This window comes from Pseudomonas sp. HD6422 (genome assembly GCF_025377065.1).
Taxonomy (GTDB): domain Bacteria; phylum Pseudomonadota; class Gammaproteobacteria; order Pseudomonadales; family Pseudomonadaceae; genus Aquipseudomonas; species Aquipseudomonas putida_U.
This window is the reverse complement of the sequence record NZ_JAHWIW010000010.1, coordinates 1-14,041: the sequence shown is the minus strand read 5'-3', so window position 1 is coordinate 14,041 and position 14,041 is coordinate 1. Positions and strand designations below refer to the sequence as shown.

Annotated in this window: 22 protein-coding genes; all 22 read left to right on the top strand. The window is 55.9% G+C overall.

Features of this window, described 5'->3' with window-relative positions; all coding sequences use genetic code 11:
- Positions 1-45: 45 nt before the first annotated feature.
- Positions 46-687, top strand: a complete 642-nt coding sequence (locus KY379_RS08985) for a hypothetical protein (protein ID WP_102059449.1) — start codon at positions 46-48, stop codon at positions 685-687.
- Positions 688-803: 116 nt separating this feature from the next.
- Positions 804-1,151 (top strand): hypothetical protein, encoded by a 348-nt coding sequence (locus KY379_RS08980; protein WP_139813984.1) that lies wholly within the window; start codon positions 804-806, stop codon positions 1,149-1,151.
- Positions 1,152-1,233: 82 nt separating this feature from the next.
- Positions 1,234-1,548, top strand: coding sequence for a hypothetical protein (locus KY379_RS08975; RefSeq protein ID WP_139813985.1), 315 nt, complete (start codon positions 1,234-1,236; stop codon positions 1,546-1,548).
- 116 nt (positions 1,549-1,664) lie between these two features.
- Positions 1,665-2,330 (top strand): hypothetical protein, encoded by a 666-nt coding sequence (locus tag KY379_RS08970; protein WP_084851836.1) that lies wholly within the window; start codon positions 1,665-1,667, stop codon positions 2,328-2,330.
- A 171-nt stretch (positions 2,331-2,501) separates the two neighbouring features.
- Positions 2,502-2,990: a hypothetical protein gene (locus tag KY379_RS08965; RefSeq protein ID WP_084851838.1), complete on the top strand. Its 489-nt coding sequence runs from the start codon at positions 2,502-2,504 to the stop codon at positions 2,988-2,990.
- Between the two features lie 171 nt (positions 2,991-3,161).
- Positions 3,162-3,851, top strand: a complete 690-nt coding sequence (locus KY379_RS08960) for a hypothetical protein (RefSeq protein WP_084851841.1) — start codon at positions 3,162-3,164, stop codon at positions 3,849-3,851.
- A gap of 36 nt (positions 3,852-3,887) precedes the next feature.
- Positions 3,888-4,103, top strand: coding sequence for a hypothetical protein (locus tag KY379_RS08955; protein ID WP_084851843.1), 216 nt, complete (start codon positions 3,888-3,890; stop codon positions 4,101-4,103).
- An 89-nt stretch (positions 4,104-4,192) separates the two neighbouring features.
- The gene (locus tag KY379_RS08950) at positions 4,193-4,675 is read left to right on the top strand and encodes a hypothetical protein (RefSeq protein WP_084851846.1); all 483 of its coding nucleotides are present in this window, start codon (positions 4,193-4,195) and stop codon (positions 4,673-4,675) included.
- A 26-nt stretch (positions 4,676-4,701) separates the two neighbouring features.
- On the top strand, positions 4,702-5,013 hold the full coding sequence (locus KY379_RS08945; RefSeq protein WP_084851848.1) for a hypothetical protein: 312 nt from the start codon (positions 4,702-4,704) through the stop codon (positions 5,011-5,013).
- A 944-nt stretch (positions 5,014-5,957) separates the two neighbouring features.
- The gene (locus tag KY379_RS08940; protein WP_084851852.1) at positions 5,958-6,296 is read left to right on the top strand and encodes a hypothetical protein; all 339 of its coding nucleotides are present in this window, start codon (positions 5,958-5,960) and stop codon (positions 6,294-6,296) included.
- Between the two features lie 203 nt (positions 6,297-6,499).
- Positions 6,500-6,838, top strand: a complete 339-nt coding sequence (locus tag KY379_RS08935) for an Arc family DNA-binding protein (RefSeq protein ID WP_084851855.1) — start codon at positions 6,500-6,502, stop codon at positions 6,836-6,838.
- 202 nt (positions 6,839-7,040) lie between these two features.
- On the top strand, positions 7,041-7,673 hold the full coding sequence (locus KY379_RS08930; RefSeq protein ID WP_084859119.1) for a hypothetical protein: 633 nt from the start codon (positions 7,041-7,043) through the stop codon (positions 7,671-7,673).
- Between the two features lie 53 nt (positions 7,674-7,726).
- Positions 7,727-8,083, top strand: coding sequence for a hypothetical protein (locus KY379_RS08925; RefSeq protein WP_084851859.1), 357 nt, complete (start codon positions 7,727-7,729; stop codon positions 8,081-8,083).
- A 112-nt stretch (positions 8,084-8,195) separates the two neighbouring features.
- A complete protein-coding gene (locus KY379_RS08920; protein WP_084851860.1) occupies positions 8,196-8,780 on the top strand; it encodes a hypothetical protein in 585 nt (194 codons plus the stop codon).
- A gap of 122 nt (positions 8,781-8,902) precedes the next feature.
- A complete protein-coding gene (locus KY379_RS08915) occupies positions 8,903-9,343 on the top strand; it encodes a hypothetical protein (protein WP_084859118.1) in 441 nt (146 codons plus the stop codon).
- Positions 9,344-9,649: 306 nt separating this feature from the next.
- Positions 9,650-10,525 carry an RNA polymerase sigma factor RpoH gene (gene rpoH / locus KY379_RS08910; RefSeq protein WP_084852393.1) on the top strand — a complete coding sequence of 292 codons (876 nt, stop codon included), beginning with the start codon at positions 9,650-9,652 and terminating at the stop codon, positions 10,523-10,525.
- Between the two features lie 120 nt (positions 10,526-10,645).
- On the top strand, positions 10,646-10,969 hold the full coding sequence (locus KY379_RS08905; protein ID WP_084852391.1) for a hypothetical protein: 324 nt from the start codon (positions 10,646-10,648) through the stop codon (positions 10,967-10,969).
- Between the two features lie 109 nt (positions 10,970-11,078).
- Positions 11,079-11,519, top strand: a complete 441-nt coding sequence (locus KY379_RS08900; protein ID WP_084852389.1) for a hypothetical protein — start codon at positions 11,079-11,081, stop codon at positions 11,517-11,519.
- 57 nt (positions 11,520-11,576) lie between these two features.
- Complete coding sequence (locus KY379_RS08895; RefSeq protein WP_084852388.1) at positions 11,577-11,915, top strand: hypothetical protein; 339 nt, start codon at positions 11,577-11,579, stop codon at positions 11,913-11,915.
- A 117-nt stretch (positions 11,916-12,032) separates the two neighbouring features.
- Positions 12,033-12,383 carry a hypothetical protein gene (locus KY379_RS08890; RefSeq protein ID WP_084859117.1) on the top strand — a complete coding sequence of 117 codons (351 nt, stop codon included), beginning with the start codon at positions 12,033-12,035 and terminating at the stop codon, positions 12,381-12,383.
- Between the two features lie 154 nt (positions 12,384-12,537).
- Positions 12,538-12,966, top strand: coding sequence for a hypothetical protein (locus KY379_RS08885; protein ID WP_084859116.1), 429 nt, complete (start codon positions 12,538-12,540; stop codon positions 12,964-12,966).
- A gap of 386 nt (positions 12,967-13,352) precedes the next feature.
- Entirely contained in the window at positions 13,353-13,895 is a 543-nt protein-coding gene (locus KY379_RS08880; protein ID WP_084851436.1) for a hypothetical protein, read from the top strand.
- Positions 13,896-14,041: the final 146 nt, after the last annotated feature.

Sequence of the window (14,041 nt, the reverse complement as noted above, 5' to 3'; positions counted from 1 at the left end):
CGTCAAGTCTTGTCTGATGATGGGCTCTCATCATGGAGACCCAAAATGCGCTCGAACTCCCTCAAGGGCAACCTACTCTGCCTCTATCTCGCCCTTTCGCTTGAAAAGAAAGACACCCTTCGCGTTCCCTGGGATTACTGGAATGGTGGACTGATCTGCGACGGTCGCGAGTTCGGGCCATTCGATACCAAGGCTGCCGATCAGAATCCTTACGCACTGGCGGCCATTATGCCAATCGTCAGCAAGTGGGGTCTTTCAAGTCGCCCGATCGGCAACGCAACCTGGCTCGTAGAGACCCCAGATGGCCGAAGCTACATGGCCCCACACCTGATTCACGCCTATGCCCTGGCCATTATCGGCTGCGTGTTAGGCGAAGATCTTCCAGAGTGGTTTGAGGACACACACCTGAGTAAGAAAGTCTTCCTCCCGCCGTACAACGTCGAGCATGGTTGCACTGGACCAAGTGAAGCGGTTCCGAACCTTCACACATTCCAAGCTCCTGCCGCCGGGACCATCAGCTATAGCGAAGCACTTGGCAAAGCCAAGACCATGGTCGCCGAGGAGCAGGCCTACAACTACTCCTGCGATGGCCACTCTTGGGTCCAGCTTCAACTCATGGACGGCACTGTGCACACCCTGTACCAGGGGGAGAGCACGATCGGTCTTCCATCTATGCCATACGTTTAGATCCTGAGCAGGGCTTTGACTGCCCTGCCCTCCGTAAAGGTGCGCACCAATCCGGTACACTGGACCCGCTGGCGGGCATCAACTCTCCGCCAGCCCGTAGATTTGAGGGACGATCTTTGAAGCAAACAATCAATATTCCTTTCCCCCGCGCCGTTGGCCCTGGTAAAAAATCCAAGGTTGCGATTGCTGCTCACGAGGTATCCCCTCCGAAGGGGCACTGGAAACAGTACTGGACCCGCCACCTGCTGAACATCTCGCCAGACATCCGTCTGCCGCGGGGTTTCAAACAGAACCTGGTTGAAGAAGTGTCCATACCAGCCCATGCCGAACCTGCTATCCCGCCAAGTTGGATCGAGCTCAATAAAGGCTCGATCACTGAGGCAGTTCAGATGCTGACGCCGGCAGTTCCTCCTAAGAAGCCAACCCGCAAGAGGGCTAAGCCCCCTATCGCGACAGGCAACTGACGAAAGCAGCCTGCCCGGAATGGGCAGGCCACCTCAATGCTAGATCTCCCACTACAGCTTCTGGCACATCCAAGCTCGGCTGATGATGAAATCCATTGAACCCAATGGAGCAGCAAAAATGGCCGCACTGCACGACTTTCGATTCATCCTCCGCAAGGCCTCTTTCAAAGGCAATTTGGTTTTTCCGGCCGCTGGCAGCGCCTCAATCCTGATCGAAGAGTGCAAGCTCATGACCTATGCCGACGCCCAGGCGCATCTTGCCAAGCTCAGCAGCGCCGCCCAGTCAGTAAGCCATTCAGCAATGCTAAGCATGAAGTACCGTGTAGACAGGAAGCCGCGGGGCTGGAACCAGAACCCCAATCGCATCGACTATGAGGCCCCCATACAGGGTGTGTAGCGACTATTCACGCAAGGATGAGCACGGGGCCGGCTTTGAATTCCGATCACGTGTTTTGGGTTGCTGCTGATTCTGCATCGCAGACAATGAGGCCTCATTCTTCATCGAGCCCTGCCATGAAATCCACACCAACCGTCTTCAACGCGGCGTCAGAGATTACCGTTGTACCTAATAAACGGGGGCCTCTTGCACTCTCTGCACCCGGCTATTTCTTTGAAATAACTACTGGTATTGGGGGGACGGGGATGGTGCTGCGCGCCCGTGATGAGATCGAGACTCGGCCCGGGTTTGATGGCCCCCTCTCCTACGTGGTGACCGGATGCGAAAACTTCGAATCGACCGTAGTCCATTTCAGCAGCCGGCTTGAAGCTGAAAAGCTGATCGAGGCAATACAGGCGGCTCAGGGCAAGAGGAACGCTCCAAATCCATACGTCGAAATACCACGGAAGTGGAAAGACCGATTGCTATCGCTTGGCGAGTTCTGCGGAGCTGCGCTGGTCGTAGGATTCTTGGGGGCCGCCGCGGCCAACATTGGCTGGAATTTCACTTCCAACATGGGAATGTCGGATGAACGCTCAACCCATGCCACGGCAATGCAGCAAGACTTGGCCTTGTCCAAGTACGAGGAGTCCATCACCCAAATGGATCAAAAAGCTGCCCGCATGATTGGCCAGCAACTCATGGCGTCTGCCATGAAAGAATGCCGTGACGTGAGTGGGTGCAAGCAGGCCGAGAGCGACCAGAAACCTCCTACAACGGACAATTCGGAAGGTGCTGAGTAGATTCCTCCTCTGCCGTCCTTGCTTGACCGTGTCGGCAACCGCGCGGGCTGAAATCTGCGCCTTTCTACGCTACCCCTGCATTGATTGGCTGATTGTGATCCCCGGGGTGCTTCTGGCACCCCTGCCTTACCCCGACACTGGACACATCAACCATCAAAGGACCCGCAGGCAATGGCTAACGCACTCACCATCACCCTCACTGAATTCAAGACCCTGGGCAGCTCCGAAACCCATTGCGGTTATGTGGCAATGGATGACTACAACGACACGTTTTGCCGTGTGTCTACTTCATGGGAGGGCTTCAAAAAAGAATTCCCCACCCTCGAGACTTTGTTGAATCACGTACTTGGCGAGCAGGCATTTTCTGACCTCCGCGCCTCTTATACCGTTAGCGGGCTCACCATCGAGTTGGACGAGGTGAAGGGTGACGTCGAGGAGGAGCACCTCTCGCTCCATCACATTTCTGTTGAAGGCGCTGAGTTCCTCTACGAGAGCCAACCGCTCGAAGCAACACCGGCATCTCAACACAACGCTGCTGAGCCAGATATTGAAGTCCTCCGGGGGCTGCTGAAGGAAGCCTTGAACTTCACGGTTGGTGAACTCGACCAAGTGGACTTCGAAGACCTCAAAAAGCGAGCAGCTCTACACCTGGGTGATTGACCCTGTAGGAATGAGGCCCTCCTCGGAGGGCTTTGATTTGCCATCCGTACCCGCAGCTCACCACATTCCCTGCTAAACCAGTCCGAAGAATTCTGAGCACAAAGCGGTATCGGGTGGTTCTGCCACGGAATGACCAGCCTGAGAATGGGCCCATCAACTAGGAGACGGGTCATGGCGGATAAACCAGCAACAGCTCAGACGATCGCAGGCGCTACTCAGGACGGCACCCTGCCGGCCATGAACCGCATTCGCTTGCGAGCTCAGCTGGGGATGGCTGACGACATCACTGCCGCCAACATTCGACGCGCCACCGCCTTGGTACTGCAGCGGGTCCAGGATTACTACTCCGTCGTTCAATACACTGGACCGGCCTATGTGTATGGGCGGGTGGACAGCGAATACCCATCGGCGCTTTACGCTGAAGCACGGCACAATTACATGAACGACACCTGGATTCATCAGGAAATGTCGCCGACACATACCACCTGTACTGCAGAAGTTCTTTTCCGCGAGGCAGGCTGGTTGTGCCTCGACACCGCTTGCAGGTTGGCCGTCCATGAGTTGGCAGAGGAAGTGCCAGAGGCCCGAGATGTGTTAAACCAGGCCCGTTATGCCGTAAGAGAAATGTGCCGCCACCGCGAGCTGACTGACCTCAACTGGGCTGACTCTCGACGCCGACTGGGCACACCAGGCATACGCAAAATGCTCAAGCGGCTCACCTCGAAACTGAGGGCTGTTCGGATTGGCAAAGGCTGCATCATTCCAGTAATCCTGCCCCCGGGCCGGTTCGCCATATCCGAAACCTACCGAAACGTTGCGGACTGGTCCTACGAGGATCGTCCTTTAGCCCATGCCTGCTGAGCAGGCCCTCTCACATCCTAAATGGACTGACTCATCATGACCCAAACCTGGACCGTTGTACGTTTCCCAAATGGCAGCTGGAGTTACGGCGGGAAACCCACAGACCCCGACTACGAAAACAGCGAGGTATTTCGAATCCAGGCAGAGACCTCGAAAGCTGCCATCAAAGCAGCACAAAGCAAACGCGCCGCGGCAATTGCAAAAGCAAAGCGCCAGGCGGCTAAGCAGCCAACTGCAGAGCAAGGCGAGTAGTTCTGGGTCACGGCTTGTGGCACACACAAAGCGGCCCCAGCATTAATACTGTCGAAACGCCTCGTGTCATCAACTGAGAGGTATTGAGGATGTTCAAGGGTACAAGAACGGTTTTCACAACCGCGCTCCATCGAGCTGGGCTCGCCGTGGCGTCTGCGGAGCATGCTCACAGCCACTTCGGGGAGGAATTCACCCGTGTAACGGTATGCCAGTACTGGCTTGAGGGTTTCTTTGAAGGCCTAGCAATAGGACTGAAAGCGGCTCGAGAGCGCCAGCCAGCATTCAACCCGGACTATAAGGCGATCGTCAGTTTCAAAGCTCAGGCTGGGAGTTTGCTGGTAGAGGTCAACCTGACTGACGCATCGGGCTTCGCTAAACCGGTGATCAGTACCCTGAGTTACGCGGAAGCTATGGCGGCCGCATCGGGGCTGAAAACACTCCGTGGCACAGGCATTTTCGCACTGGCCGACGACCAGGCTGCCGAATTCATTCGTTGCGCGGATGAGCTCCGGCGCTTCAGGAATTTCAGCACGTCAAAGCCCCAGGGCAGCACTCGTCCTGCAACTCACTAAACCCTAAAAATAGAAAGGAATGGATCATGAATAAGACACCAGCCATCAACGCAACCTCCACCACCCATAACGTGGCCGCCTATGCTGCCTGCATGGATGAACTGGCCGTTCAGATGGTCGAATCGGCCGGCACTTTGCGTGAGTCCGCTATGTCCACGGTAGCCGGCAATGCCATCCTCCAGACTGTCACAAGCATGGAGCTGCGCGCGAGCCAGATCCGAAACATCACCGCTGAGTTCCGTTTGTCTGGCGATATGGCGAGCTTCGATCAGGCCTGCCAGCTGGCCGGTTGGTCGCCCGATCGCCAGGCACTTGCTTCGCTGCAAGTAGCACACTGAGCGTGGTTGCCTCTTCTGCTTTCGAATGCGCTGCAGCCAGACACCCGCGGGCCGGACATCTCGGCCCCGTGACCCGTAGCCGAACCATCCAGCCAATTGTGAACGCTGGGCTTTAGAGGCCGTCGGCTGAGTGCCCGGCCTCGAGATCCAATTTACGGGTAGCAACTGCAGTCTATTTTCGCTATACCTGTACTCAACGTGGGCCACTAGGATCGGCCGGGAGCACATGCCCTCGGCAATACAATGAGTAGAAAAGGCATTCTCGACAGCATCGACCTATCAAGAGGGGTCGACATAGCTTCATCCCTGGACTTGAAGTACGAATCCAGGAGAGAAAGGCGCAAAGCGCGAATCCACCTTTTCCTCATGCTCATCACAGCAATCGCAGCCCTCGGAAATCTCCTACCTGGCTTACAGCTGCCGGCTGTATGGATCGTCTCCTCGATCAGCGCCCTCCTCCTCGCTCGCACCCTCCCCACCGTACGGTCGGCCATGCACAGAACGAAGGCCACTAAGGCGTCTGCATTGCAGATTCAGTCCTTGCTCGGCAGAGAGTGTCCTGAGGACCAAGCCTTCGCATTCAAGGTCTCAAAGTTTCAACCCAGAATGCGGTTACGGGTAGCAACCATCTCTAACGACAATCGTCTTTGCATCCGGACCTACAGTGTTGAAGCCGGCGGGGAAGCCTGTCTCGAAGTGGAAGACCGGCAGGTTTTCGTCAAGAGATGGTTGAGCCGGAATTTCGGTGAGGCCTGGAACCAGCTGGCCCTGGATCGCAGGATCTCCATCCCGCGCGCTAGAAGTCCCAAGGTCAGGTTTGGAACGGTCACCTCGACACCGGCCGGCTGACGGCGAGCTTTACGTGAAAAATTCTCGTGGGCCTGGTTCTGCCACACCTATTTGGCCTCGAAGATGGCTCCATCAACTTATGACTGGAGCTCCTCATGAACAATCAAATCACCCTGGCCACTCGTAACGGCATCCGCTCGGTCGAGTTGTTCAGCACTTTTGAGAGCAGCATCGCCGGCGAAACTTTCAGCTTTGCCATTCATCGCCACCTTTCCTGTAATACCCACGTCAAGGTCTCCGATTTGGAGACAGGAATGGGCATCACTGAAATCCCAATCGCGGGCCTTCCCCAGATCCAGAGCTCGCACCTTGTGTCGCAGGCAAAGGCAGCGCTTACCGTGCTAATCGAAACCCGCGGCGCTGAAGCTGTAGCCCAGGTGCTGAAGAACAACCGTCTTTCTGCACAGGTGCTCAATGAGCGCACGGTTCACTAGCCCACTCGGCCCGCGATAGGGCCACCTGTGAGCACAGCACTTGAATTTGGAGTGGGCGTTTTGACTAGCCTTCGGCAGCCATACCCATAGAATCAATCAACTCGCCACCGAGATTAGGGATTTCGGGGCTGGTGGCACGCTCAATCATGAACAAATCTGAGCGGAATGATCCGGCCCCGCCGGCAAGACAAAGAGGAATACACATGCGACCATCGAATCACCAAGTTTACAGCAGCCGTACCGCAGATAAATTTGTCGTGCGGCTGCCTGAGGGGATGCGCGAGAAGATTGGGGAGGTTGCCAAGGCGCGCCACCGCAGCATGAACTCCGAGATCATCGCCCGCCTTGAGGAAAGCCTGGCCAATGAGACTGACGACTCCAAAGTCCAGGTGTACAGCGACAGTCTGTCGACTAGTGAGAAGCTCATGCTGAGTGCCTTCCGAAAGCTAGCTACTTCCCAGCAGAAGGCACTAGTGGACCTCATTTCGGCAAAGCCCGTTTCGAAGGACTCTGAGCAAGTGAGCGAATCCAAGGCTGCTTGATCCTTCGCAGAAAGCCCGGGTACCAAGCTACCTCATTCGTATGCTTGCCCGGGCTTTTTCATGCCTGCTAGCCAGAGCCTGACTCTGAGACTGGTCGGGCTAGTACCTTTGCAGGCAGCGCCTGCACGGCATCACGCTTTCCGCTTCTGGCACACTCCTAGTCGCAGGACGATGGCTCTACACAACTCAGTGGAGCTCTCCCATGGAACACGCCCAACCCGTCCTGAATCTCAACCAGGCATTCCACAGCTATCAAGCGCTAGGAGTCATCCGCAATCTCCGGCCGCGTGCAAGGGTCTGCCTGCAGGGTCACAAAAACCAAATCGCCAAGATCATCCTCCTGGCCGACTATCAAACAACCTACTGGGACCCTCTCCTGGCCAGCGCCTATGCCGTAGCTGCGACTTTTGTACTGGATGGCGTTTGCGCACGCACCTACCAAGCAATTGTTGCTAGTGCGATCCGTCAACACGGCGCAAGCACACCAGCTCGAGGCCAGCGAGCTGAAATGCAGGCCCTGTGTAACCTGATCGCTCTTGACCGTTCGGTGTGCATCCAATCAGACGAGGCGATCGTCGACCACCTATCTGGATGCTCTACAGCTTTTGGGTTCCTGGGCGCGGCCTTGAACAGCATCAAAGGCCGAAGTCTCTACAGCGGCCACGAAACAGTTGCAGGGATGAAGGGAGCGTATACCCCTGACCAGATCAGTGCTCTTGTAAGAGAAACACTTGCTGAGGGCATGACGACCTTCACCTATGAGCGCCTGGCTCAGGAGGCTTCAGTGGGCGAGCACGAAAACTGGCGCTACGAAAAACTTAAGGCCGCCGCCTAGGTTCATGCGACCCGGGGCCCTCTGCGGCCCCTTTCCAGAGGAGATCAATATCCATGCGGATGACTCATTCACCTTTTCCCAAACACGCCCCTCACATCATCGAGGCTCTTGAACGTGCAAGAGTTGAGAAAGCGGATGGGGTACTTTCGGGATTCCGCCTATTAGACGCTGATGGTGTCGGTAGGCGTAAGGCTGGCGGGTACACCTTTGGCCGGGCAGGATTCGAAGACGAAACGCCCATTCACACCAGTGAGGTCACCGTGGTCGGGCTGGATGTCATAACGACAAGCAGTGGAAGTCGCTATGTCATCGCCGACTATTACGGGGATGCAAAGGCTGAGCTCAAGGAGCTGAAAGCCGTGATGAGAGGTCAAAAGAAGGACCAGCGCCCCTTGGCCAAAACCCATTGATCTGGCTGTCCAAACGACCTCGCCCACTGCCCTAAAAAAACTTCCCAGGGCTGCTTCTGGCACGTGGCACCTACCCTTCTAATGAGCTCATCAACTACTGAGGAGCTCAACCATGACCCACGTGATCATTACCCCTGGCAAGAAGTGGATTCCCGCGGCCAGAGTGGTTTCCAAGACAAATGCTCATGGAGACGCCACTGTCACTGGTTTCTACCAACGCTTGCCCACTGGTATCCGCTTTTTTGATCTCGAAGGCGCCCTATTTGCCTGCTTAGTCACTAATCGCCAAGGCGAGAATTTCTTCGTGACCGCAACTGATCATGGTACCGGCCAACGGTACATGCACAGCACTTGCTCCATCACTGAGGCCAAGCTGGGAATCCAGGGAATGGGTTACATGGCCAAAAAGGAACTCGAGCAGCGCATCGTTGACGACCTCGATACCCATCAAGCCAATCAGGTTATGGAGAAGCATGGCGTGGACTTCGGGCAGTTCGTAGGAATGGCCAATGGGGAACCGACTTCGGATGACACGCGGCATGTGTTCTTCAAAGCTGGGCTTACTGTCGATCCACACGGAATTGAAGACGATGGATACCTGCTAGCAGGCAGAACCGGACGGCGGATGCTTTCCGCCGCTGGCTTCGCCTATGAGAACGGGAAGTGGCTGAAAAACGCGCCGGCGGTAGCTGCATAACTACCGGGGATCTCGCCGGCACGGACGGTGCCTGGATTTACATCAAGAGTGGGGGGGTCTGGCACAGGCGAGCCCCCCTCAACCTAACAACTCCACACAGTAACCCTTAAGAGAGAAATACCATGAAATATCTGTTCTGCAACCGTATCAATTACCACTGGGCACACTTCGCCCTAGGCCTTTTGGTTTCGAATTGGGTGGTCGTCGCTTTGCTGAAACTCAACGTTATACACGAGGCGCCGTCGCCATCACTGGCGCTGGCCGTAGCAGTTCTGATCATTTCGCCAGCAATGTTCTTGGCCAGAAAGCGCTGGTACCCAGAAGCTCATGAGGAAGGTCAATGGACGCTGAAGTGGGTTGGACTCCGGGCGGTGACTACTGCAATCGTCTTCGACATCCTGGCGCGCATCGTCAGCTGGCTCGTCCATAGCACGGTTGCCTCGTTTGCCGACCTTCAACCTTTGGTCGGCTATGGCATCTCGCTAGCAGCCTATGTGATTGCAGCCGCATTGATCGGTCGTTACCTGTCGCAGCGTATTGTTCCTTCAAAAACGCTTGCCTGAGTTGCGAGCTCCTCACTGTTTGGATACCCCGGTTTGGGTAGCACTGTAACCAACCCGGCCATAAACTGGCCGTGGTTGGTTAATGGTCCGTATCCTCGGTGGGCGCTCGAACTCCCATTATCGTTACTCCAGGCCCATCCCAGCTTACCTGCAGTCGAGTTGCCCAGGTCGATTCTGGAGTAGGGTAAAGGCTGAATGTATGGCCGAGCCGCTTTTGGCACACGTCGATCACCCACAAAATTCCCTCATCAACTCACCGCAGCCCACCTGGAAGGCGGGCCAACCCTTTCTCTAAGGAACAGCTACATGAACGCCATCACCCTGTCTCGCGCGGCGGCTGCCCAGATCCCTATGGTTCCAGGGTCGAACGTAGACGCTTACCTCGCAGTGCTCAATACAATCCCCATGATGAGCGCCGATGAAGAGCATGCGCTTGCTATCCGGTTGGCCGAGCACAACGATCTCGACGCCGCTCGGCAGCTGGTTGTATCGCAGCTTCGGTTTGTTGTGTATGTCGCCAAGGGATACTCGGGTTATGGGTTGCCTCTCTGTGACCTGATCCAGGAGGGCAATGTGGGCTTGATGAAAGCCGTCAAACGCTTCAATGTCGCTGCTCAGGTGAGGCTGATTTCTTTCGCAGTTCACTGGATCAAAGCCGAGATCCACGAATTCATCCTACGAAACGGGCGCATGGTCCGCCTGGCTACCACGAAGCCCCAGAGGAAGCTCTTCTTCAACCTGCGCAAGCAGAAGAAGTCACGCGCCTGGCTCACACCAGACGAAACGCAGCATATTGCAGAGACTCTAAATGTGAGCGTCCGTGACGTCCGGGAGATGGAATGCCGTATGGCGGGAAACGACACTTCGTTTGATCCTGCAGCTGATGCAGATGACAAAGTAGCGTTCCTGTCCCCCGCGCATCAGCTCGGCGACCACAGATACGACCCGGCACGTCAGTATGAGGCCGCGTCTGATGCAGATGGCATGTCAGGTGATCTACATGCGGCGTTGGACAGCCTGGATGAGCGAAGCCGTGACATTCTGGCCCAGCGCTTCCTCGGCAATAGCAAAGCCACTCTCCATGACCTGGCAGCCCAGTACCAAGTGTCAGCTGAGCGTATCCGCCAGATTGAAAAGCAGGCGCTGGCCAAGCTTAGGGGCGCGATGCCTCTGGCAGCCTGAATTCGATGCCTAATTGGGGGCGATGTAACCGCGTAGGTGGCCCCCAAGCATGAGTAGCGCTCGGATTTATCACGTGCCAGCATAGGGTGAGACGCGAACGCAAAGTTCGAGGAGGCTCCCATGACCGATCATGTCAATGCCGCCACCCTTTTACTGCTATTGATCTGCAGCTCCTCTCTGGCACAAAGCTTCGACCGCGGCTGCATCATGTTGAACCCTGTTCAGCCAAACACACTTCGCGCACATGAGCTCGACACCAGAGACCTCTGTACCCAGGATGGGAAAGCCATCAGCTATCTGAGCGTTGGTGACGCCCGTGGCTGGGATGGCAAGGTAGTCCCTCCCTATAACCGGGTCCGAATGACTGTCAGGGGGCCGGTGACAGTAACCAACGTGATTTTTCAAACCCCGTCAGCGACCTATCGCCTGCAGATCACGCCATAGGTTTCGGGTGCCCCTCGGTGGGTCGAATGGGCCAGAGATTGCATGCTAGGGCTTCTGGCACAGCTACATTTCTCCAAAATTAGGGCCATCCACTTAGAGATGTCCCGCTATGAAAAACGCAAGTCAGCAAGCCCCGCTCTTCGCCTCCGCTCTCCTGGCATCCCTTGGTGTCGACGATCTCTCCAAGATTGTGAGCCAAAGCTACGACTCCCAACCTCAAATCCACAAACGGTCAATCACCTACCGTGAACAAACGACCGTATTCGTGGAAGATGCCGAGGCTCAGTTGCGCCTAGTGGTCCGCCTGACCGTAGAGAGCAAGAAGCGTGGAGCTAAGCGTGTACCTGTGGAGAACACCTTCCCCAGTGTGACCATCAGCCGGCTTGTAGGTTACTCCCCGGAGGAGAACAAGTGGGGAACAGTGAGTTACACCACCGAGTACCCTGCTGAGCCCTCACTTAACGATGCCTGGGATACGCACCAGTTGCTTGAGTCGATCCGTTCGACCATGCGACAGAACGGCCCTTATAACTGGTACCAAGCCGTTTAAAAACGGTGCTACCTACTATCTCAGCAGGGCCTGCGCCCTGCTCGTTAGGAGCTGCCAATGAGTTTCCATGTAACCACCCTCTCTTGCCTGGATTCGATCCTCAAGGAAGGTCTGCGGCCTGCGATCGGGCCCCGGTCGATTGAATTGAGCGAGTCGGTGGCGCGCGTTTACTTTTTCCCCACGCGAGAGGCTGTTGAAACGGCTTTATTGAACTGGCTTGGCGAAAGCCTGGGAGACGAAGACATTGCGATCCTGGAAGTAGACTGTACAGGCCTGCAGATGTATTCGACCTGCCAGTATGAGGAGGCATGCGAGGATCTCGTTCCACCAACCAGGATCGTGCGCATTGAGAATGAGGACTTTAGCCCCATTTCATCGGAGAGTGCTCGTGGCTAAGGACCGCGACACAGCTAGTGTAGAGTGTTGAATTTCGAGACCCCATTTTGACTAGTCCTAGCTAGCACAACGGGGCATGATATTTGCGCTCAACTCAACCGACCCTGTGGCGTCCTAATGACAAAATTCTGGTTTCCCGTAGCGCTGGTCGCTCTGGTTTGGTTACCAGAGGGATACGCCGTCGCGCAGCCCATCGCGGTGGTCAACCTCCAACCTATCTCGGCCGGCATGGCCACCCCAGTGGTGCTGAAGGTCGATGGCTCAGCTGCCAAATGTTCCTACATGGGTCATGTAGTGGAAGTGGCGTCGGGTACGCCAGAAGCACGCTGGCTGATCAAGGCTGAGCAGCGCACTTGCCTCAAATCCAAGGCGGGGGATCTAACGATCTCTAGTGTCCAGGCGCTAGTGCCGCTAGAAACCCTACCAGTCAAGCGCAATAGCTCGCTACGCCTGTATCTACGGGACTGAGCTATTTCCCGGGACGCCTTCGAAGTCGCCAAAAGTTTCTGCATGCGGAAACTTTTGCGGCCTTTCCACTCTACGCACAATTTTTCTTCACCCTGCAGGTGATCCACACCCTCAAGCGGCCCGTAGGGCCGTTAAGCCCCGCACAGGACAAATTATGACAACTGACCATATGCACACGCCGGCGAGCAGCCTTATCTCCGGCATCCTCACCTACGCCGTTATCTTCTTGGGGCTAGCGCTGACCCTGGGCACCATGGTCCCAAGCTCCATTTCAGGCTATCTGTCTCATTGCTGGATCCTTGTCGCGGTAATGGCAGGAAACACATGGAGAAGGACCCTAATCGCGGCATTTGCAAGGCCCTTTATTGGTGTGATCGGGATGGGGGTTGGCATCTCAATAAGCGCCGCTTACTTCATCTTGGCAAAAATGCTCTTCGGTCTAATGGACCTGGTCCAGGGCTTTTCAAATTCCACCCAGGCCTCCATTGTCCTGGGTGCAGTAGCTATTGTTTGGGCCTCTCACAACATTGCACACCTCTTTGCCAAGCGGCTATTCGTGAAGGAGTTGGCTCACTGGACATAAGTCAAATGGAGAGCTCGACCATGACCCACGTCAGCAAATCGTGCACCCATCCTTGTCGCTGTTGGCACGCGACCACCTAAGGGAAGATACATCTCAAGATTTTCAGGAGTTTCAAAGATGCACCGTACCACCACCCTATTGCTTGCGGCGGCCACGTCGGCCGCAACATCCAAACTGCTAGCGAAAACCCTCGGCGGAAGTGAAAGCGTAGCTCGGGCAACAGCCCAAATGGCGAAGCGTGACCTGCAAGCCTTAGAGGCCCACGTCTACGCTACCGGCGTTGACCTCTGCGATCATCCCCTGTTTCGCCTGGCCCATGGGGTTCCGCGGGATAACCACAATACTGCCGTGCTGCCGGCATAGCGTTCACGGGTAGGAGATCTCACATGGAAGCATTGGATATTCAGGCCACTCGATCAACCTGGTCGCAGACACTGGTTTCCTACTACTTCGTGGATGTGGGCCACTTGGCCCAGGCCATCTACGATGCGATACCCCTTCCCGCGCGGCTCAAGTTCAAGGTTCAGGACCTGACCGCGGAACTCACCAGTGACCTTGCCATCTTTCCCGAACGTGCAGGCGGGTGGTATTGGGCTGATGGCATGAATGAATTTCTGGGCATTCATCTCTTAGTACGTAGGTACGGCCGCTGGATGAAAGCTCTAGGAAAGGCGCTTGGCTTCGATGTCGAATCTTCGCTGGTAGAGGATGATTGGCTGGAAGACAACGCTCCTGAGATCCAGGCAATTGTATGGGGCCTCATGGATCGTGTACGAGTAGAACTCAAAGCCGCCAAAGCTATCTCCGACCCACATGCACTTGCATCGGCCATCATTGCCACACGCCGATCTGTCGAGGCCGGGGAGCAGCCTCGCCAAACCCAAATACGTGCAGCTCGCCTCACTCAAGGCCTAAGGCTGGTGAGGTGATCCCGGAGCCCCAGACTGTTCGGGTGATCGTATGCCACCTTTCCGCAGCAATGACCCTGGACAGCAGGTTGAATCGCCCCTAGTTTCGTAGACACCTCCAAGCCTCATAATGAGGCCCAAATAGGAGGTGCCATGAGTCGTCAGCG

Excerpts from the sequence above, each read along its gene's own strand:
- KY379_RS08985 (WP_102059449.1), top strand. The coding sequence starts at position 46 with ATGCGCTCGAACTCCCTCAAGGGCAACCTACTCTGCCTCTATCTCGCC.
- KY379_RS08975 (WP_139813985.1), top strand. The coding sequence starts at position 1,234 with ATGATGAAATCCATTGAACCCAATGGAGCAGCAAAAATGGCCGCACTG.
- KY379_RS08970 (WP_084851836.1), top strand. The coding sequence starts at position 1,665 with ATGAAATCCACACCAACCGTCTTCAACGCGGCGTCAGAGATTACCGTT.
- KY379_RS08965 (WP_084851838.1), top strand. The coding sequence starts at position 2,502 with ATGGCTAACGCACTCACCATCACCCTCACTGAATTCAAGACCCTGGGC.
- KY379_RS08960 (WP_084851841.1), top strand. The coding sequence starts at position 3,162 with ATGGCGGATAAACCAGCAACAGCTCAGACGATCGCAGGCGCTACTCAG.
- KY379_RS08955 (WP_084851843.1), top strand. The coding sequence starts at position 3,888 with ATGACCCAAACCTGGACCGTTGTACGTTTCCCAAATGGCAGCTGGAGT.
- KY379_RS08950 (WP_084851846.1), top strand. The coding sequence starts at position 4,193 with ATGTTCAAGGGTACAAGAACGGTTTTCACAACCGCGCTCCATCGAGCT.
- KY379_RS08945 (WP_084851848.1), top strand. The coding sequence starts at position 4,702 with ATGAATAAGACACCAGCCATCAACGCAACCTCCACCACCCATAACGTG.
- KY379_RS08940 (WP_084851852.1), top strand. The coding sequence starts at position 5,958 with ATGAACAATCAAATCACCCTGGCCACTCGTAACGGCATCCGCTCGGTC.
- KY379_RS08935 (WP_084851855.1), top strand. The coding sequence starts at position 6,500 with ATGCGACCATCGAATCACCAAGTTTACAGCAGCCGTACCGCAGATAAA.
- KY379_RS08930 (WP_084859119.1), top strand. The coding sequence starts at position 7,041 with ATGGAACACGCCCAACCCGTCCTGAATCTCAACCAGGCATTCCACAGC.
- KY379_RS08925 (WP_084851859.1), top strand. The coding sequence starts at position 7,727 with ATGCGGATGACTCATTCACCTTTTCCCAAACACGCCCCTCACATCATC.
- KY379_RS08920 (WP_084851860.1), top strand. The coding sequence starts at position 8,196 with ATGACCCACGTGATCATTACCCCTGGCAAGAAGTGGATTCCCGCGGCC.
- KY379_RS08915 (WP_084859118.1), top strand. The coding sequence starts at position 8,903 with ATGAAATATCTGTTCTGCAACCGTATCAATTACCACTGGGCACACTTC.
- rpoH (WP_084852393.1), top strand. The coding sequence starts at position 9,650 with ATGAACGCCATCACCCTGTCTCGCGCGGCGGCTGCCCAGATCCCTATG.
- KY379_RS08905 (WP_084852391.1), top strand. The coding sequence starts at position 10,646 with ATGACCGATCATGTCAATGCCGCCACCCTTTTACTGCTATTGATCTGC.
- KY379_RS08900 (WP_084852389.1), top strand. The coding sequence starts at position 11,079 with ATGAAAAACGCAAGTCAGCAAGCCCCGCTCTTCGCCTCCGCTCTCCTG.
- KY379_RS08895 (WP_084852388.1), top strand. The coding sequence starts at position 11,577 with ATGAGTTTCCATGTAACCACCCTCTCTTGCCTGGATTCGATCCTCAAG.
- KY379_RS08890 (WP_084859117.1), top strand. The coding sequence starts at position 12,033 with ATGACAAAATTCTGGTTTCCCGTAGCGCTGGTCGCTCTGGTTTGGTTA.
- KY379_RS08885 (WP_084859116.1), top strand. The coding sequence starts at position 12,538 with ATGACAACTGACCATATGCACACGCCGGCGAGCAGCCTTATCTCCGGC.
- KY379_RS08880 (WP_084851436.1), top strand. The coding sequence starts at position 13,353 with ATGGAAGCATTGGATATTCAGGCCACTCGATCAACCTGGTCGCAGACA.